Raw genomic sequence first — 18,869 nt, forward strand, 5'->3', positions numbered from 1 at the left:
TCAGCTCCTCAGCTCCTCAGCTCCTCAGCTCGCTAGATCGCCAGATCGTCAGATCCACAGACCTCCAGGACCGGTGGGCCACCCGCCCGTCCGGCCGTCAGAAGGAGAGCCCATGCGGCGCACCGATCGAGTCCGGCTCCGCACGACGGCGGTGGCGTCAGCCGCCGCCGTGGTGGGAGCGCTCCTGGCCCTCCCGGCCGCCACCGCACAGGCGGTGTCGCCGGACGTCGTGATCAGCCAGGTGTACGGCGGGGGCGGCAACTCCGGCGCCCCGTACACCAACGACTTCGTCGAGCTGTACAACCGCGGCACCACCGCGGTGAACGTCACCGGCTGGACCCTGCAGTACGCCTCGGCCGGCGGCTCCTCCTGGTCACGGACCACCCTGACCGGGACCATCGCGCCCGGGAAGTACTACCTGGTCCAGGAGGCCGCCGGGACCGGCTCGGGCACGGCGCTGCCGACCCCGGACGCCACCGGAACCCTCGCCCTGAGCGCCACCTCCGGCAAGGTCGCCCTGGCGACCAGCGGCACCGCACTGACCTGCGCCTCGGGCTGCGCCACCCAGCCCGGTGTGAAGGACTTCGTCGGCTACGGCTCCTCCGCGAGCTCGGCCGAGGGCTCCCCGACCGGCAACCTGTCCAACACCACCGCCGCGCTGCGGGCGGGCAGCGGCGCGACCGACACCGACAACAACGCGGCCGACTTCGCGACCGGCGCGCCGACCCCGCGCAACTCCTCCTACAGCGGCGGCGGTTCGGGCGGGGGCACCCGAATACACGACATCCAGGGCGCGGCCCGCACCTCCCCGCTGGCCGGGTCGTCGGTCAGCGCCGTGCCCGGCGTGGTCACCGCCGTCGGCGCGAGCGGCTTCTGGTACCAGGACCCGGCCCCGGACACCGACCCGGCCACCAGCGAGGCCGTCTACGTCTACACGGCCGGCGCCCCCGGCGTCGCCGTCGGCGACTCGGTGAAGGTCGGAGCCACCGTGGCCGAGTACCGCCCCGGCGGCACCGGCGGGACGACCAACCTCACCATCACCGAGCTCACCTCCCCCACCGTCACCGTCCTCGCCCACAACGCCGCGCTGCCGGCAGCGACGGTGGTCGGCGCCGGCGGGCGGGTGCCCCCGGCCTCGGTGATCTCCTCCGTCACCTCGGGCGACGTCGAGACGGCCGGCGGCTTCCGCCCCGCCACCGACGGCCTCGACCTCTGGGAGTCCCTGGAGGGCATGCGGGTGGAGCTCGACAACGCGGCCGTGGTCGGCCCGCGCACCACGTTCGGCGAGATCCCCGTCGTCCCGCAGGGCAGCACCACCCGCACCAACCGCGGCGGCATCCTGCTCCAGGCCGCCGACGGCAACCCGGAGCGGGTGCTCCTCGACGACGTGCTCGCGCCCACCCCGACCGCCGACGTCGGCGACACGCTCAGCGGCGCGACCGTCGGCGTGCTCGACTACTCCTTCGGCAACTTCAAGCTCCTGGTCACCGCGACCCCCTCGGTCGCCTCCGGCGGCATCGCGCCCGAGACCACCGCCGCGCCCGCCGCGGGCGAGCTCGCCACCGCGACGTTCAACGTGGAGAACCTGGCGCCGAGCGACCCGCAGAGCAAGTTCGACGGCCTCGCGGCCGGCATCGTCACCAACCTCCGTTCGCCCGACCTGGTCGCGCTGGAGGAGATCCAGGACAACAGCGGCGCGACCGACGACGGCACCGTCGCCGCCGACCAGACCCTCGCCAGGCTGACCGCCGCCATCACCGCGGCCGGCGGCCCCGCCTACTCCTACCGCCAGATCAACCCGGTCAACGACCAGGACGGCGGCCAGCCCGGCGGCAACATCCGCCAGGTCTTCCTCTTCCGCAGCGACCGCGGACTGACCTTCACCGACCGCCCCGGCGCCGGCTCCACCACCGCCGACTCGGTCGTCGACAACGGCGGCACCCCGGCCCTCGCGTACTCCCCCGGCCGGATCGACCCCGCCAACTCCGCCTTCAACGCCAGCCGCAAGCCGCTGGCCGGCGAATTCCGCTGGAACGGCCGCCCGGTCTTCGTCATCGCCAACCACTTCAACTCCAAGGGCGGCGACCAGCCCCTCTTCGGCCGCTACCAGCAGCCCACCCGCCCGTCCGAGACCCAGCGGCACGCCCAGGCCGCGGCGGTGAAGGGCTTCACGGACCAGATCCTCGCGGTGGACCCGAACGCCTCGGTCATCGTCCTCGGCGACCTCAACGACTTCGAGTTCTCCCGGACCGCCGACCTGCTGACCGCCGGCGGCTCCCTGGTCGACCTCCCGCGCACCCTCCCGCTCGCCGAGCGCTACACCTACGTCTACGAGGGCAACTCCCAGGTCCTGGACCACATCCTGATCTCCCCGGCCCTGGCGGCGAAGCCGTACGGCTACGACATCGTCCACCTCAACAGCGAGTTCGCCACCCAGCTCAGCGACCACGACCCCCAGATCGTCCGCATCCCGCTGCCGTAACGCCCTCCCCGTACGGTTCCGGGTCCGTGCGGTTCCGGGTCCGTGCGGTTCTGACCTTGCCCGGTCGCCGGGGTCAGAACCGCACGGCCTTGACCACCACCGGGAGCAGCGTCTGGTCCGCGGGGGCCCTGCTGAACGCGACCGGTTGGGCCTGCTCGCCGGCCGGCAGGCGCTCGGCCCCGACCACCGCGCTGTCCACCGTCTTGCCACTGGTGTCGGTGAAGTCGACCTGCACCGCGTACGAGGCGGTGTCGAGGCCGGTGTTCGTGATGGTCACCACGACCGCGTGCAGGCCCCCGGTCCGGGCCCGAGGCACCCCGGTGATCACGACGTCCCCGAGCGCGTTCCCGCCGGTGTCCAGCGTGGCGAGCACCTGCGACGCCCGGGCCCGCGCCTCCTCGCCCTGCGCCGACACCGACGCCTCGAACGCGGCCGCCGCAGCCGCCGCGGACGCGGACGCGGCCGAAGCCGACGCCAGCGCCGAAGCCGCGGCCGAGGCCAGCGGGGACGGCGGCTCCCCCGAGAACTGCGACGGCTCGGGCGCCGTGGTCAGCGTCGTGGCCGGCGCCGTCGCGATCGACGGGTTGGTCGACGAGCTGCTGCACGCCGCCAGCACTCCCACCGCGCCCAACGCCACCGCGAACGCCGCCACTCGTACCCGCGCGCCGCACCGACGCGGCAGTCCCTGAACTTCGCGCACCGAGGTTCCCTCTCCCGACTCCACTGCCTCGGGCCCGACGGCCCGCACGCCCCATGCTTCGCAACAACCACCCCCCACCGCGAACCCTGCTCCCCCGTTCGAGTGGGCCCCCGACCCCCGAACGGGGGCTGTCTCCTACGTGTGGGCCGGGCCCGCGAGATCCTCGCAGGCCCGGCGTCGTGTGCTGGTCTACTTCGTCTTGACCGAGGAGGTTCGCCCTCCCGAAGGAGACGGAGGCGGAGACGTGCGCCGCGGGCCGGTGCACCCGGGATGCCGGCGGAGGTCACCGCGGCCGGAGTCGCACGGGGTTGCGCCGTCCATCAACGGCTCGGAGATCGGCGTGGACGGTCTTGCCGTATTGGCCGAGGAATACCGGGAGTCGCTCCCCGCCGACCACCATCCGCTGTATGACCGGCTGCTGAGCCGTGCGGCAGAGGTCCACCGCACCGGGATGACCGCCTCGGACTCGGCCGCGCACATGGCGGGCAGCGAAGTCCTGGTGGGCCACTCCGAAGTGCTCCTGGCCGTGTGGGACGGGAAGCCCGCGTGGGGCTACGGGGGAACGGCGGACGTGGTCGACTACGCGAGGCGCTGCGGGGTGCCGGTGCAGGTGCTGTGGCCGAAGGGTGCGGAGCGGTAGGGCGTCGTACGGGCCGTCACCAGACGAAGGTCGGGGGGTGGATCATCAAGGCGATGGCCAGGACCATCGGGATGAGCAGTTGGGCGGTCAGGGCGCCGGTCATGGCGAAGCGCCAGCGGCGTTGGGGGGTCGAACGCTTCCCGGCGAGGGCCGCGCCCAGCAGCGAGCCGAACAGGACGACGGCCAGCAGGGCCAGCGTCAGGTTGATGCTGGTCCGGTGCCGTTCGGGGGCCCCCGACGCCGCCCGCAGCAGGGCTGCCAGTGCGAGCCCGTCGATCACCGCCGTCATGGCGCCGAACACCCAGGCCCCGACCGTGTCCGCCGTTCGGCTGCCCGCGCCTCTGATCCCCGCCTCCGCCATACTGCCGCCCCCTCAGCGTCCGCATCCGAATCCTCATGATGGTACTGAGCCGGTCGGCCCGCCCCGGGCGGTGTGATCCGCGCCATGTCGGCCGTACGGGAACCAACGGGTGGGCCCGCCCGACTGCTGGGGGGTGAGTGCGATGTCGCCGGGTGGCCGGCCGTTCAGTGTGTTGGCGGGGTTCGCCCTGCTGTTGGTGGTGGTGTTCGGAGTGGCCTTCGCCGTGGGGCGCGCGGCCGGGCCGGTGGCGCCGGGGCTGACGCCCGGCAGCGGTGGCGGGGGCGCGCCCGGGATGAGCGGGCACGACATGGGGGCGGGCCGGTGAGTCCGGTCGCGGACCGGGAGGCCGGCGCGCTGGTCAGCACCGACCTGGCCGTCGGCGGGATGACCTGCGCGGCCTGCGTGAGCCGGGTGGAGAAGCGGCTGGCCCGGATCGAGGGCGTCACCGCGGGCGTCAACCTGGCCACCGGGCGGGCGCGCGTCCTGCACCCGCCCGGCGTGGGTGTCGACGAGCTGGTCGCGGCGGTCGAACGGGCCGGGTACACGGCCGCCGCGGCCGCCGGCACGCCGCCCGCGGCGGACCTGCCGGAGGAGCCCGGCGAACGCCGGCGGCTGCTGGTGACGGCGCTGCTGGCGGTGCCGGTCCTGGTGCTGTCGATGGTGCCGACGCTGCAGTTCCCGGCCTGGCAGTGGGTCTGCTTCGGGCTGGCGGTGCCGGTGGTGAGCTGGGGCTCGGCCGCCTTCCACCGGCGGGCCTGGCAGGGCCTCAAACACGCCGCCGCCACGATGGACACGCTGGTCAGCCTCGGAGTGGTGGCGTCCTTCGGCTGGTCCGCGTACGCGCTGGTGTTCGGCGGCGCCGGGGAGATAGGCATGCGGATGCCGTTCTCGCTGACCGCGGACGGCGGCGGCGCGGCCCACGTCTACCTGGAGGCGGCCGTCGGGGTACCGCTGTTCGTCCTGGCCGGGCGGCTGCTGGAGGGCCGGGTGCGGCGGCGCAGCGGCTCGGCGCTGCGGGCGCTGGCGGAGCTGGGAGCGAAGCAGGTCTGCGTCCGCGAGCCCGGGTCCGGGCGGGAGCGGCTGCTGCCGATAGACCAGCTGCTGCCGGGGCAGGAGTTCGTGGTCCGGCCGGGCGAGCGGGTGGCCACCGACGGCGTGGTGGTGGACGGCGGCTCGGCGCTGGACCTCAGTCTGCTCACCGGCGAGAGCGTGCCGGTGGAGGTCGGCCCCGGGGACCGGGTCGCCGGGGCGACGGTGAACGTCGGCGGCGCCCTGGTGGTCCGGGCGACGGCGGTCGGGGCCGACACCCAGCTCGCCCGGATCAGCGCGCTGGTCGCGGACGCCCAGGCCGGCAAGGCCCGGGCGCAGCGGCTGGCGGACGCCGTGGCCGGGGTGTTCGTGCCCTGCGTGCTGGCGGTCGCGGTGTGCGTGCTCGGCTTCTGGCTCGGAGCGGGTGCCGAGCCGCAGGCGGCGGTGACGGCGGCGGTCGCCGTCCTGGTGGTGGCGTGCCCGTGCGCGCTCGGCCTGGCCACGCCGACCGCCCTGCTGGCCGCGACCGGCCGCGGCGCGGAGCTGGGCGTGCTGGTGCGCGGCCCCGAGGTGCTGGAGAGCCTGCGCCGGGTCGACACCGTGGTGCTGGACAAGACCGGCACGCTGACCACCGGGCGGATGGAGCTCGCCGAGCTGACCACCGCCCCGGGCGTGGACCAGGACCAGGTGCTGCGGCTGGTGGGAGCCGTCGAGCACCGTTCGGAGCACCCCGTCGGGAGAGCCGTCGTGGGGGCGGCCCGGGACCGGTGCGGCTCCGAGCCCCTTCCGGCGGTGGCCGGCTTCACGGCCACCGCCGGAGTCGGGGTCAGCGGCACGGTCGAGGGACGGCTGGTCCGGGTGGTGCGGCCCGACGACGCCGCCGGCCCGCTGCCGGCCGGGCTGGCCGCCGCGGTGGCCCGGGCCGGGGAGGCCGGGCGGACGCCGGTGGTGGCGGAGCTGGACGAGCGTCCGGTCGCCGTCCTCGCGGTGGGCGACGCGCTGCGCGCCGGCAGCTGGCGGGCGCTCCACCGGCTGCGCGGGATGGGCCTGGAGGCCGTCCTGCTCACCGGGGACGGCCCCGGCGCGGCGCAGGCCGTCGCCCGCGAGCTGGGCATCACGAGGGTGCACAGCTCGGCGACGCCCGAGCGCAAGGCGGAGGTGGTCGCCGAGCTGAAGGCGGCCGGGCGGACCACGGCCGTGGTCGGCGACGGCGTCAACGACGCCGTCGCGCTGGCCGCGGCGGACCTCGGGGTGGCACTGGCCTCGGGCAGTGACGCCGCGATCGGCGCGGCCGGGCTGACGCTGGTGCGCGGCGACATCGAGGCGGTGGTGGACGCCGTCCGGCTGGCCCGGCGCACGCTGGCCACGATCCGGGCGAACCTGTGGTGGGCCTTCGGCTACAACGTGGTGCTGATCCCGTTGGCGGCGGTCGGGGTGCTCAACCCGATGCTGGCGGCGGTGGCGATGTCGCTCAGTTCGCTGCTGGTGGTGGGGAACAGCCTGCGGCTGCGGACCTGGCAGCCGGCGCGTGGCGGTTCGGGCGGCGGACGGCCGGGCGGCCGGGGTGGTTCGGGCGGACGGGGTGGCTCGGGCGGCCGGGGTGGCCGGAGCGCCTGGGGTGCCGTGAACTCCGGGGGTGCCCGGTGAGGGCACCGGCCGGTCGGGCGGTGGAGCGGGTGAAGGCGGTCGGGCCGCCGGTGGCGGCGGCCGTGGTGGCCCTGGCCCTGCTCTCCGGCTGGACGGCCGTCGGCGGGGCCGGACGGCAGCGCCCGGTGGAGGCCGGGCCCGGCTGGGTGCTGCTGCCCACCTCCGGCGGGTCGACGGCGACATCGGCGGCGACGGCGTTCTTCACGGTCCGCAACCCCGGCGACGTGCCCGACGAACTCGTGGGTGCCGATTGGGAGCTCGGCGGCCGCGTCACCCTCAAGCGGCACCTGCACCAGGGTGCCTCCGGCCGGTGGGAACCGGTCGCGGGGCTGGCCGTACCGGCGCGCGGCGAGCTGGCGATGTCGCCCGAGGACGCCGACCTGATGATCGCCGGCCCGCCACCGCTCCGGGCCGGCCAGTGGGTGGAGTTCACGCTCCGCTTCCGGCACAGCCCGGCCCTGACCGTGCGGGCCGAGGTGGTCCCACCGGGCGGCCGGCGCACCGGCTGACCCGGTGGCGCGCCGCGCGAGCGGCAGACGGCGGCGACGGAGGCGGGTGACGGGGCGGGGTGACGGGCGCTGGTGACGGTCGCGGAGTGGGAAGTCGGACCTGCCGACTTCCCACTCCGGACCCGTGGCCTGCAGCCCGCGGCCTGCGCCCCGAGGCGCGCCACGCAGTGCGCGACGGTCAGCGCGCGACGGTCAGCGCGCGCCACGCAGTGCGCGACGGTCAGCGCGCGACGGTCAGCGCGCGCCACGCAGTGCGCGACGGTCAGCGCGCGACGGTCAGCGCGCGCCACGCAGTGCGCGACGGTCAGCGCGCGACGGGCGCGTCGAGCGTCTCCTCGATCGGGCGGCGCGGCGTCGCGGTGCCCGGCGGGCCGTAACCGATCCGGAGGACCAGTTGGACGTGGCCCGGGCCGTCGGCCGGATCGCGCAGGCCCCAGCGGGTGTCGGGCCACTCCATGGGCTGGTGCCAGACCGTCAGGCGCACGCCGTGGACGGTCGCCAGCAGCCAGACGCGCTCCAGCGCCTGCCCCGTGCGCAGCCAGTCGGCGGGGCGGTCGGTGCGGGTGGCGAGCGTGCAGAGCTGCGGCAGGGCCTCGAACCGCTCGGCCGGCCGTGCGGGCACGTCGTGGTAGGGCGGGCGGCCGGCGAACTCGCGCATCGGGATGCGGGCGTCGCGGTCCCGCGAGCCGAGGGCCGCGAACGGGATGCCGTCGACGGCGTCGCCCACCGCGTCGTCGGAGCGGAGCCAGGCGCGGGCCTCGGCCTGCCGGTCCGGGTCCTGGGAGGTCCGCTCCACCGCCTCGGCGGTGAGCGCCAGCACCCGCCGGACGCCGCCCTCCTCCAGGGCGGCGAGCACGGCACCCTCGGCCCCGGCGGCGGCGACGAGCTCGCCGAGCACCGCCTCCGGCACGTCGCGGTTGCTGAACGGCTGGCGGCTGGAGTGACGTCGGGTGATCGCCGGGTGGAGGTCCCGGCCGAACGGTTCGGCGTCGCGGACGGCGTCCGAGAGGTCGAGCCGGGCGAGCAGCCCCGGGGCGTCCGGGTCCGGGAGCAGCTGGGCGACCGGCTCCCGGCCGAGCCGGACGGCGGCCACCCTCAGGTTGAACAGGGCCGCACCGGCCGCGATGTGCAGTGCGGCGCCGGTGGGATCGGCGAGCGGCACGGCACGGGCGGCGTCGGCGAGCACCTCGATGCCGCGCCCGTCCTCGGTCGGGCGGAACCGCCAGGGCTGGCTGTTGTGCAGGGACGGCGCCGCGCCGCCGGCGGCGGCGAGCAGCCGCAGGTCGGCCGGGGTGAGGGTGGGCTCGGTCATGGTGATCCTCTCCTTGCCTCTGGCCGTCGGGCCGCCGGCCGGTCGAGCCACTTCGACCGGTTCAACCGTGTCGGCCGGTTGGGCCGGGTGACGCCGAAGGAAGCCGTTCGACCGGTCGCGCGGCGTTCCGCGTGCGCCGGACGGGACGGGGCGGGGCGGGGCCGCGGGCCGGCGGCCACGGCTCCGGTACTCCCGAGGGTGCCCCGGGCGGCGGCCGGACGGCAGGGTCGAACGGCCCGGGTTCCGGCGCCCGCCGGGCCGGCCATCCCGGCACCTCCGCCCGTCGCCGCCGACCGCCGCCACCCGCCACCCGTCGCCGTCAGTCGTGCGGCACGACCGCCACCGGTGCGTGCGCGTGGTGGAGCACCGCGTGCGCCACCCGGCCCAGGCGCGGGCCGAGGTCGTGCGGGCGCCGTCGTCGTCCGATCACCACCAGCTCGGCCGTCGCCGAGGCCTCGACCACCGCGCGGGCCGGGCCGAGCCGGACCTCCTCGGCCACCTCCGTCCCGGGGTACCGCTCGCGCCAGTCCGCCAGGGCCTCGGTGAGCGCCTTGGCCTCAAGCCCCTGCAGCTCCGCCATCTCGGGCGGCGACGGGACGAAGCCCACCGTCGCGAACGCCGGCGGCAGGTCCCAGCCGTGGACGGCGCGGACCCGGGCACCGCGCAGCTCCGCCTCCTCGAAGGCGAAGGCGAGCACCGACTCGCTCGGCGCCTGGACGTCGACCGCGACCAGGACCTCCGGGACGGCACCCATCGCCACCCCGGCCCGCGCCCCGGCCGGCCGGACCACGACGGCCGGGGCCGAGCTGCGCGCGACGGTCGCCCTGCTCACCGAGCCGAGCAGCAGGCCGGTGAAGCCGCCGAGGCCCCGCGAGCCGAGGACCAGCAGACCGGCGTCCTCGGCCGCGGCCACCAGGCCGTCCACGGCGGCGTCGAGCACCACGTCGGTGTGCACGTCCAGGCCGGGGTGGCCGTTCCGGAGGGTGTCGGCGATCTCGGTGAGCATCCGCTGGGCACCGACGGGCGGCGTGTCGGCGTCGGCGAAGGCGGCCCGGCCGTCGGTCAGCCAGGGCCAGACGTGCACCAGGCGCAGCGGGGCGCCCCGGCGCAGGGCCTCCTCGGCGGCCCAGTGGGCGGCGGCGGTGCTCTCGGGCGAGCCGTCGACTCCGACCAGAACAGGTGGGGTCATGGGAACTTCCTTCCGTCTGCAGGCCGGTGCCGGGCGGGCGGCACGCCCTGACGCGCCGTCCGATACCCCCACCCTTCCCCCCGCGCACGCCCGGCGCCCAGAGCCGCAGGGCCCGCGCCGCCGGGCCTTTGGTCCCACCCGCCGGCCCCCACCCGGGAGCGGTTCGGCCCGACCCCGGCGTTTCGGACGGGCCTCCCCGGGCACTACCGTGAATCCGACAATCCTCCTGGTCGGGAGACCCGGGGGTGGATTCGCGTGCCTGCGGATCCGGCGGACGGAACGACGAGACGAACAGACCCACGAGGAGGACGCCGGTGGGCGGCGCGGACGGTACGCGGGCGGGCACCGGCGGTTCGGCGGACGGCTGGCCTGTCCGCCCTGCGGGCGACCCTGCGGGCAACACGACGACCTGCCCGGCCGGCGCCGGGGCGGGCGGCCCGGCGGCAGCCCGCCGCGGGGCGGACGCAGGCGGTGGAGGTACCCCGGGAGGGAACCAGGACTCCGGCACGCCTGCCGCCGCGCCCGTGCCCCGGGCCGGCACGCCGGGGGCCCGTGGCGGCACCCCGGCCCGGATGCCGCAGCTGCGCCTGGACGAGCTGCTGGAGGAGCTCCAGTGGCGGATCGACGCGGCCCGCGGCACCCGTGACCGGGTGCACAGCCTGCTGGAGGCGGTGCTCGCGGTCGGCCGCGAGCTGGACCTCTCGCAGGCCCTGCACCGGATCGTCGAGGCCGCCGCCGACCTGGTCGACGCCCGCTACGGCGCGCTCGGCGTGATCGGGCCGGACGGGCACACCCTCTCGCAGTTCCTGACGGTCGGTCTGGCCGAGGAGGAGATCGCGGCGATCGGGCCGCTGCCGGCCGGGCGCGGCATCCTCGGCGAGCTGATCCGCCACCCGCAGCCGCTGCGCTGCCCGGTGCTGTCCGAACACCCGGCCTCCGTCGGCTTCCCGCCGAACCACCCGCCGATGCACACCTTCCTCGGGGTGCCGGTGCGGGTGCGCGGCGAGGTGTTCGGCAACCTGTACCTCACCGACAAGCGCGGTGGTCTGGACTTCGACGCCGACGACGAGGCGGTGATCGCCACCCTCGCGGTCGCGGCCGGGGTGGCCATCGACAACGCCCGGCTCTACGAGGAGGCGCAGCGGCGCCAGCGCTGGCTGCAGGCCAGCGCCGAGATCACCCGCAGCCTGCTCTCGGGCGCGCCCCGCCTGGAGGTGGTGGAGCTGATCGCCCGCCGTGCGCGGGAGATCGCGGGCGCCGAGCTGGCGGACGTCTCGGTGGCGCTGGCCGGGCCGGAGGAGCGGGCGGCGGAGCTCACCGTGGAGGTGGCGCTGGGCGCCGACCCGAGCGGCCGGATCGGGGTGACGGTGCCGGTGGACGGCACCCTCTCCGGGGCCGCGTACGCCTCGGGCTCGCCGGTGACCAGCGACGAGCTGGCCGGCGACGCCCGGTTCCCGGCCGGTCCGCCGAACCGTTTCGCCGGCCTCGGGCCGGCGGTGGCGGTGCCGCTGGGCACCGGGGCGGGGTTCGGGCGCGGCGTCCTGCTGCTGGCCCGGGCGAGCGGGCGGGAGCCGTTCACCGCGGAGGAGACGGGCCCGCTGCTGGGCTTCGCCGACCAGGCCGCGCTCGCCCTGGAGCTGGCCGAACGGCGGCGCGACGCCGAGCAGTTGACGCTGCTGGAGGACCGCGACCGGATCGCCCGGGACCTGCACGACCTGGCCATCCAGCGGCTCTTCGCCACCGGGATGACGCTGCAGAGCGCGGGCCGGCTGATCGAGAGCCGCAGCGCCTCCGACCGGGTCAGCCGGGCGGTCGCCGACCTGGACGAGACGATCAAGATCATCCGGTCGACGATCTTCGGCCTGCGCGCCCACAGCGAGCCCGACCGCGGCCTGCGCGCCCGCGCCACCCGCACGGTCGGCGAGGCCCAGGCGACGCTGGGCTTCCCGCCCCGGCTCAGCATGGAGGGACTGCTCGACACGGACGTGCCGCAGGAGCTGGCCGAGCACGTGATGGCCGTCCTCGGCGAGGCGCTCAGCAACGCCGCCCGGCACGCCCGGGCGAGCCGGGTGGAGGTCGGGCTGCGGGCGCTGGGTGGGCGGGTGACGTTGACGGTCACGGACGACGGGGTCGGGGTGCCCGACGGCGGGCGGCGCAGCGGGCTGCGCAACCTCGCGGAGCGAGCCGAGCGGGTCGGCGGCAGCTTCGAGCTGCAGCCGGCGGAGGGCGGCGGCACGAGGCTGGTCTGGGACGCCCCGCTGGGGGTCTGAGCGCAGCGGCGGCAGCGACGGCGCAGCGGCGGCGCTCGGGGCGGCGGCGCGGCGGATTCGCCCCCCGCTCAGGGCCCGGCCGCCAGCCGCCGGCCGACGACCAGCTCGGGGCCGATCCGGATCAGCACCTCCCGCCGGGTCGCGGACGAGCCGGCGCAGGCCGGGCCGGACCGCGCGGCCGACGACGCGGCGCCCCCGGCGCCGTCGGCGGCCTCGACACCCTCCGCCGGCCGCACCTCGGCGCGGCCCAGGACGGTGACGTACCAGCCGGTGCCGGCGCCGTCGTCCACGTCGTCGGCCTCGAAGGCGGTCACCGCGCCGTCCACCGCCCGGACCAGCTCCGACCCGGCGTCGGCCGCGAACAGCACGCCGCCGTCTTCGTCGACCCGGAACGGCACCGGCAGCACCGCCGGCAGGGCACCCAGGGTGTAGACGACCCGCCCGACCGGCGTTGCGGCCAGCAGCTCCAACGCCCGTGCCTCGTCCAGCTCGGGGCCCGGACCGACGTCCGCGGTGCGGTCCATGACGACGTCCACGACGAGGCCTGCGGCGGGCTCCCGGCGGCGGGCACCGTACGGCCGCGCCCGACCGGGCGACTCCTGCTGCGGCGACTGCGCTTCACGATCGGCATCCATGCCGGCGATGGTCGCCCGCCGGGCCCCGGGGCGACGAGGGCCGATGGTCCCGCCGAGGGTCCCGTCCCGGCGGCCGGGGCCGGATCCGGGGGGGAGGCCCCGCCCCCGGCGGACCGGCGGCGTACGGATCGCCCGGTGGGGCGTACCCGGCGCGGGCCGGTCAGCGGGCCGGTCAGCGGGCCCGCGGGGGCGCCGGTCCCCCGGCGCAGGCCTGCGCCGGGGACCGGCGCCGGGCCGCCGCCGCCTCGTACGCTGTTCGGCGGCAGCCCGCCACGATCCCGAGGAGCACCGTGTCCACCACTCCCCCGCCGGAGCAGCCCGTCGCACCGGAGGCGGGCCGGGCCCGGTGGCGGCAGGTGCGTGACCACCTGAACCGCAACCGGTTCGGGCTGACCCGGTCGGCCGCGGCCGGGCACGCCCCGCACGAGTTCGCCCCCGGCGGCAGGGTGCTGGCGCGCCGGCACTGGATTCCCTCGGCACCGGTGCCCCTGGAACAGGTCCGGCTGCGCTGGCAGGAGCAGGCCCCGGCGGCTCCGGTCGACGGCCGCCGCCCCGAGCTGGACGCCGTCCTGCCCCGGCGGGCCGACGGCACCCGGTACGACACCTACGCCGACGCCGTCGGCGATCTGGCCCGGCCGCGGCTCTTCGAGAACCGGGGTTGCTACCGGCTCCTGGAGGTGGCGGAGGACGCTGCCGTCCCGACCCTGACGTTCGGCCGCGGCCGCTACTTCGACGTCATCGACATCTGCGAGGCGGCGGCTCACGAGTACGCGGCCGCGGCCCTGTCCGCAGCCGGCGGGCCGGGGCCCGAGGCGGACGCCACGCCGTTCCGGGCCGCCGTCGGCGATCCCACCGACCTCGCCCGGCGGCCGGTCCTGGCCGCCGTCAGCACGCTGGCCGTCCGCCTCGACCGGCGGACCGGCGCCGCCGAGTTCGTGCTGCACTGGCGCGACCCGGCCAAGGTCGCCAGCGGCGGCGGACTGTTCCAGGTGATGCCGGTGGGCATGTTCCAGCCCTCCCACGACGCGCCGTGGAACGAGGCCAACGACTTCGACCTCTGGCGGGCCGTCGTCCGCGAGCTCAGCGAGGAACTGCTCGGCAGCAGCGAGGACTACGGCAGCGACACCGCCCCGATCGACTACGACGCCTGGCCGTTCCAGCGGGTTCTGAGCTCCGCCCGGGCGGCCGGAACCCTGCGGATGTACTGGCTCGGCCTGGGCACGGACCCGCTCACCTTCGTGACCGACCTGCTCACCGTCGCCGTGTTCGACGCCGAGCTGTTCGACGAGCTCTTCGCCCGGATGGTCACCACCAACGACGAGGGGCACCGCGTCCGGCTGGATGACGGCACCGGGCACGCCGCGGGCATCCCCTTCACGGCCGAGCACGTGGAGCGCCTCGCCGACCGCGAGCCGATGCAGCCGGCGGGCGCCGCACTGCTGCAGCTCGCGTGGCACCATCGCGAGGTGCTCCTGAACGGTGGCGGCTCCGGCCCGTCGAACCCCGGGGGCTGACGCCGAACGCGCGGCAGCCGAACGCGCCCGCCGAACGCGCGCCGGCCCGCGGGGCTGAGGCCGACCGCGCGGGTTCAGCCGCGCGGTCTGGCGTGGTGGCCGGGGTGCGCGGGGGCGGCCGACTGGCGCCGCTCGGTGGCGATCAGCGCGGCCTGGACGCGGCGCTCGACCCCCAGCTTGGCGAGCAACCGGGAGACGTGGTTCTTCACCGTCTTCTCGGCGAGGTAGAGGCGTTCGCCGATCTGGCGGTTGGTCAGGCCCTCGCCGATCAGGTCCAGCACCTCCTGCTCACGCGCCGTGAGCTCCGGCCCGGTGGCGGCCGGCTGGGCCGGCTCGGCGTCGCTGCGCAGGCGGTTCAGCAGGCGGGTGGCGGCACCCGGGTCCAGCATGGAGCGGCCGGAGGCGACGGTGCGCACGGCGGCCACCAGGTCGGTGCCGCTGATCTGCTTGAGGACGTACCCGGCGGCGCCCGCCATCACGGCGTCCAGCAGCGCCTCCTCGTCGTCGAAGGAGGTGAGCATCAGGCAGGCCAGGTCGGGCATGCGGGAGCGGAGTTCGCGGCAGACCGCCACACCGTCGCCGTCACCGAGGCGGACGTCCAGCACGGCGACGTCGGGGCGCAGCGCGGGGACCCGGACGAGGGCCTGCTCGGCGGTGGCGGCCTCGCCGACCACCTCCAGGTCCGGCTCGCCGTCCAGCAGGTCATGGACGCCGCGGCGCACCACTTCGTGGTCGTCCAGCAGGAACACCCTCACCGGCGCCGGCGTCTCGACGCCCCCCGTCATGCTCGCCATCTCGCGGCTCCACCTTCCCGTGCCCCGGCACGCTGCCGCGGGTCCTTCGCATCATGCCTGGTCGGCGGCCGGCTCCCCAGGGCCCAACGGCCCCATTTTGGCGCGGCTCTGTCAGCGCGGCTCTGTCAGCGCGGCGGGAGCGCACGGCCCGGACGGGGGGCGGCCGCGAGGAGCAGGAGCGGGGGCCGGACGCGCCGGCGGACCGGCCGGGCCGGGGCCGGAGCACCCCGCACCGGCCCGCGGACGTCCGGTCAGGGGCGGTGGCGGCGGGCGTTGCCCAGGCCGACGAGGAGGAACGCGCCCGACACCGCCACCGCGCTGCCGGCCGCGGCGGCCAGGCGCGGGGCGAGCGCGCCGCCGCCGGCCAGCAGGATGGAGAGCGCGCCCAGCGAGGAGACCGCCAGGCCGACGAGCAGCCAGCCCACCAGGGCCACGGCCGCCGGGCGCGGTCCGCGCGGCACGGGCCCGGCGTCGAGCATCGCCCAGCGCAGCCGGTCCTCGCGCCGCTCGGCGCGGCTCTGTGCGAACGCCCGGATCCGCAGCAGGACGCCGGCGACCAGGCCGGCGAGGGCGACCTGCGCCGCGGGCTGCCAGGCGGGCACGGCCAGCAGCAGTCCGCCGGCCAGCGCCAGCGCGGCCCACCAGAGGACGCAGGCTGCCGCCGCGGTCCGGACCGACCGGGGGCGGTCGTCGCCCGCCTGGAGGTCGGCGATGGCGGGCAGGTACCAGACGCAGCCGGAGGCGGTGATGGCGGCCGTGCCGATGGCCAGAACGGTGTGGGACATGCCGTGCGCTCCTCAGCCGATGGGGTTCGAGCGGTGGTGTGCGGGTGCGGGTGCGGGTGCGGGTGCGGGTGCGGGTGCGGGCCGACGCGGGTCGGTGCCCGGGGTGGTGGTGCGGCCGTCCCCGCCCGGCCGGGGGCAGCGGGGAGGGGCGGGCGGGGACGGCGTCCCGGGTGGCCGCCGGGGCCGGTGCCCCGGCGACCGGGTCAGCAGTCCGGCGGCTCAGGCGGGTTCGCCGGCCCCGGCGGGTTCGCCGTCGCCGCCGGCTCCGGCGGTGCCGCCGCCTGCCCGGACCGATCGGGCCCGCCGGGCACGGCCCCGGCCGAGCGGGCCGGGCCGCGCCGGACGGGGGTGCCGTACGCGGCGGGGACGACCCCGGCGAGGTGCTTGGCCGGCTCGCCGGTGTTCTCCAGGTGGTCGAGGGCGGCGATCTCCGGGTGGTGCAGGTCGAACGCCGGGGACTCGGAGCGGATCCTCGGCAGGGTGGTGAAGTTGTGCCGGGGCGGCGGGCACGAGGTGGCCCACTCCAGCGAACGGCCGTAGCCCCAGGGGTCGTCGACCGTGACCTTCTCGCCGTACTTGGCGGTCTTCCAGACGTTGTAGAGGAACGGCAGGATCGAGAGGCCGAGCAGGAACGAGCCGATGGTCGAGACGGTGTTCAGGGTGGTGAAGCCGTCCGAGGCGAGGTAGTCGGCGTAGCGGCGGGGCATGCCCTCCGCGCCGAGCCAGTGCTGCACCAGGAAGGTGGCGTGGAAGCCGATGGTGAGCGTCCAGAAGCTGATCCGGCCGAGCCGCTCGTCGAGCATCTTGCCGGTCATCTTCGGCCACCAGAAGTGGAAGCCCGCCATCATCGCGTAGACCACGGTGCCGAACAGCGTGTAGTGGAAGTGCGCGACCACGAAGTACGAGTCGGAGACGTGGAAGTCGATCGGCGGGGCCGCGAGCAGCACGCCGGTGAGCCCGCCGAAGAGGAAGGTCACCAGGAACCCGACGGTCCAGAGCATCGGGGTCTCGAAGCTCAGTGAGCCCTTCCACATGGTGCCGACCCAGTTGAAGAACTTCACCCCGGTGGGCACGGCGATCAGGAAGGTCATGAACGAGAAGAAGGGCAGCAGCACTTGGCCGGTGACGTACATGTGGTGCGCCCAGACCGTCACCGAGAGGCCGGCGATGGCGACGGTGGCTGCGATCAGGCCCGCGTAGCCGAACATCGGCTTGCGGGAGAAGACCGGGATCACCTCGGAGATGATCCCGAAGAACGGCAGGGCGAGGATGTAGACCTCGGGATGGCCGAAGAACCAGAAGAGGTGCTGCCAGAGCATCGCACCGCCGTTGGCGGGGTCGAAGACGTGCGAGCCGAACTTGCGGTCGCACTCCAGCGCCAGCAGCGCCGCGGCCAGGACCGGGAAGACCATCAGCACCAGGACCGAGGTGAGCAGCACGTTCCAGCAGAAGATCGACATCCGGAACATGGTCAGACCGGGGGCGCGCATGCAGATGATGGTGGTGATGAAGTTGACCGCGCCGAGGATGCTGCCGAAGCCGGAGAGCGTGACGCCCATGATCCACATGTCGGCGCCGACGCCGGGCGAGTGGACCGCGTCGGACAGCGGGGCGTAGAGGAACCAGCCGAAGTCGGCCGCGCCCTGCGGGGTGGCGAATCCGCCGGCGGCGATCAGCGAGCCGAACATGAACAGCCAGTAGGCCAGCATGTTCAACCGCGGGAAGGCCACGTCGGGGGCACCGATCTGGAGCGGCATGATCCAGTTGGCGAAGCCGGTGAACAGCGGCATGGCGAACAGCAGGAGCATCACCGAACCGTGCATGGTGAAGGCCTGGTTGAACTGCTCGTTGGAGAGGATCTGCGTCCCCGGCCGGGCGAGCTCGGCGCGCATGACCAGCGCGAGGATGCCGCCGATCAGGAAGAACCCGAACGCCGACACCAGGTACATGGAGCCGATCGTCTTGTGGTCGGTGGTCGTCAGCAGCCTGACCAGGGCCGAGCCGGGCCTTCGGACCCGGACCTCCCCCGACCGGACGGCGGACGGCGGCGGCGCGCTGTCGCCCTGTGCCTCGATGGCGCTCAAGGACGCACTCCTTCGGAACTACTGCGGATGGATGGCGATCCATGATCAGAACTCGACGGCCTTGCACCCCAGGGCCCTTGGACCCAGCGGCCCGGGGCCGGTGGGCCTCCGTTCCGGGCCCGCGACCGGGACCTCTGCCGACCGGCCCGGCGCACGGCACACCGCGGGCGCGCCGCACCGCCGTACCGCCCGCACCGCCCGCACCGCCCCGCCGTACCGCCCGCACCGCCCGCACCGCCCGCACCGCCTGCCCGTACCGCCCCGCCGGACGGCTCCGCCAAGCGCTCCGGGCATGCCGAAGCGCCGGTACGGGGCGTGGAGTCGGGGCGAACTCCGACGGCCCGTACCGGCGCGCTCCAGGGCCCGCCCAACGGCCACCCAACGGCCGCTCGAAGGACGGGAGTTGCCACGGCGATGCCGCGGGCGGGGCCCGCGGCGGACGGCGCTACCCGCCGGCCTCCGTGGCGAGCCGGAACCCGGTCACGAGGTCCGGCCGGATGGCTACGGTGTGGTCCATGGACGCCGCCACCCAGGGGCGCAACACCTCCCGGTAGCGGGCCAGTTGCTCCGGATCGGTGACCGGCCGGGCGTAGCCGGTGACCACCACGCTCCACCCCAGCCTGGTCACCGGATCGATGGCATCGGCCTCGTAGGCGACCACGACGCCCTCCTCCGCGCCGGCTGCCGCCGCGGTGAGCGCGGCGCCGTCATGGGTGCGGATCACCACGGTGTCGTCCAGCAGCAGGTGGTTGACCGGACGGACGGCCGGCAGCGCCCGCGAGGTGAAGACGATCCGACCGAACGGGACGCCGGCCAACAGCCTTAGCGCCTCAGCCCGTTCGAGCGGTACGAGGTGCCGCGGCGGGACGTCCCCGCCCGGCCGGACACCACCGGCCGGCGGCGCGGCTCCGGGCACCG

The 18,869-nt window shown here is 76.0% G+C and carries 15 protein-coding genes and 1 pseudogene; 7 read left to right on the top strand and 9 right to left on the bottom strand.

The window, feature by feature from the left end; translation table 11 throughout:
• Positions 1-112: 112 nt before the first annotated feature.
• Complete coding sequence (locus RMN57_RS05410) at positions 113-2,482, top strand: lamin tail domain-containing protein (RefSeq protein WP_313762218.1); 2,370 nt, start codon at positions 113-115, stop codon at positions 2,480-2,482.
• 73 nt (positions 2,483-2,555) lie between these two features.
• Here the strand turns inward: RMN57_RS05410 and RMN57_RS05415 are convergent, their stop codons facing one another.
• The gene (locus RMN57_RS05415; protein WP_313762219.1) at positions 2,556-2,855 is read right to left on the bottom strand and encodes a hypothetical protein; all 300 of its coding nucleotides are present in this window, start codon (positions 2,853-2,855) and stop codon (positions 2,556-2,558) included.
• Between RMN57_RS05415 and RMN57_RS05420 the strand changes: the two genes are divergently transcribed.
• Both RMN57_RS05420 and RMN57_RS05425 read left to right on the top strand, forming a co-directional pair.
• Complete coding sequence (locus tag RMN57_RS05420; protein ID WP_313762220.1) at positions 2,845-3,171, top strand: hypothetical protein; 327 nt, start codon at positions 2,845-2,847, stop codon at positions 3,169-3,171. The two genes, RMN57_RS05415 and RMN57_RS05420, sit on opposite strands and share 11 nt — an antisense overlap.
• A 372-nt stretch (positions 3,172-3,543) precedes the next feature.
• A pseudogene (locus RMN57_RS05425) lies at positions 3,544-3,822 on the top strand (hypothetical protein); the annotation flags it as partial.
• Positions 3,823-3,838: 16 nt separating this feature from the next.
• On the opposite strand, the gene RMN57_RS05430 reads toward RMN57_RS05425, so the two are convergent.
• Complete coding sequence (locus tag RMN57_RS05430; protein WP_313762221.1) at positions 3,839-4,111, bottom strand: hypothetical protein; 273 nt, start codon at positions 4,109-4,111, stop codon at positions 3,839-3,841.
• Between the two features lie 393 nt (positions 4,112-4,504).
• Here RMN57_RS05430 and RMN57_RS05435 point away from each other — a divergent pair, with 393 nt between their 5' ends.
• A complete protein-coding gene (locus tag RMN57_RS05435; RefSeq protein WP_345327560.1) occupies positions 4,505-6,859 on the top strand; it encodes a heavy metal translocating P-type ATPase in 2,355 nt (784 codons plus the stop codon).
• Positions 6,856-7,368, top strand: coding sequence for a copper chaperone PCu(A)C (locus RMN57_RS05440; protein ID WP_313762222.1), 513 nt, complete (start codon positions 6,856-6,858; stop codon positions 7,366-7,368). Before RMN57_RS05435 ends, RMN57_RS05440 begins: the two co-directional genes overlap by 4 nt.
• A 304-nt stretch (positions 7,369-7,672) precedes the next feature.
• On the opposite strand, the gene RMN57_RS05445 is transcribed toward RMN57_RS05440, so the two are convergent.
• Together RMN57_RS05445 and RMN57_RS05450 are read right to left on the bottom strand one after the other, a co-directional pair.
• On the bottom strand, positions 7,673-8,680 hold the full coding sequence (locus RMN57_RS05445) for an Acg family FMN-binding oxidoreductase (RefSeq protein ID WP_313762223.1): 1,008 nt from the start codon (positions 8,678-8,680) through the stop codon (positions 7,673-7,675).
• A 319-nt stretch (positions 8,681-8,999) separates the two neighbouring features.
• Entirely contained in the window at positions 9,000-9,869 is an 870-nt protein-coding gene (locus RMN57_RS05450; RefSeq protein ID WP_313762224.1) for a universal stress protein, read from the bottom strand.
• 572 nt (positions 9,870-10,441) lie between these two features.
• Between RMN57_RS05450 and RMN57_RS05455 the strand changes: the two genes are divergently transcribed.
• Entirely contained in the window at positions 10,442-12,139 is a 1,698-nt protein-coding gene (locus RMN57_RS05455) for a GAF domain-containing sensor histidine kinase (RefSeq protein WP_313762225.1), read from the top strand.
• Between the two features lie 68 nt (positions 12,140-12,207).
• Here the strand turns inward: RMN57_RS05455 and RMN57_RS05460 are convergent, their stop codons facing one another.
• On the bottom strand, positions 12,208-12,774 hold the full coding sequence (locus tag RMN57_RS05460) for a pyridoxamine 5'-phosphate oxidase family protein (RefSeq protein WP_313762226.1): 567 nt from the start codon (positions 12,772-12,774) through the stop codon (positions 12,208-12,210).
• Positions 12,775-13,064: 290 nt separating this feature from the next.
• On the opposite strand from RMN57_RS05460, the gene RMN57_RS05465 reads away from it, so the two are divergent.
• The gene (locus RMN57_RS05465; RefSeq protein WP_313762227.1) at positions 13,065-14,288 is read left to right on the top strand and encodes a hypothetical protein; all 1,224 of its coding nucleotides are present in this window, start codon (positions 13,065-13,067) and stop codon (positions 14,286-14,288) included.
• Positions 14,289-14,362: 74 nt separating this feature from the next.
• On the opposite strand, the gene RMN57_RS05470 is transcribed toward RMN57_RS05465, so the two are convergent.
• From RMN57_RS05470 to RMN57_RS05485, 4 genes are all read right to left on the bottom strand, one after another.
• Positions 14,363-15,082 carry a response regulator transcription factor gene (locus tag RMN57_RS05470; RefSeq protein ID WP_313762228.1) on the bottom strand — a complete coding sequence of 240 codons (720 nt, stop codon included), beginning with the start codon at positions 15,080-15,082 and terminating at the stop codon, positions 14,363-14,365.
• Positions 15,083-15,333: 251 nt separating this feature from the next.
• Positions 15,334-15,867: a hypothetical protein gene (locus RMN57_RS05475; RefSeq protein WP_313762229.1), complete on the bottom strand. Its 534-nt coding sequence runs from the start codon at positions 15,865-15,867 to the stop codon at positions 15,334-15,336.
• Between the two features lie 203 nt (positions 15,868-16,070).
• On the bottom strand, positions 16,071-17,816 hold the full coding sequence (gene ctaD / locus RMN57_RS05480; protein ID WP_380236620.1) for a cytochrome c oxidase subunit I: 1,746 nt from the start codon (positions 17,814-17,816) through the stop codon (positions 16,071-16,073).
• 580 nt (positions 17,817-18,396) lie between these two features.
• Positions 18,397-18,867, bottom strand: a complete 471-nt coding sequence (locus tag RMN57_RS05485) for a pyridoxamine 5'-phosphate oxidase family protein (protein WP_313762230.1) — start codon at positions 18,865-18,867, stop codon at positions 18,397-18,399.
• Positions 18,868-18,869 lie beyond the last annotated feature (2 nt).

Origin of the sequence: Kitasatospora sp. CM 4170, from assembly GCF_032110285.1 — a bacterium.
GTDB lineage: Bacteria > Actinomycetota > Actinomycetes > Streptomycetales > Streptomycetaceae > Kitasatospora > Kitasatospora aburaviensis.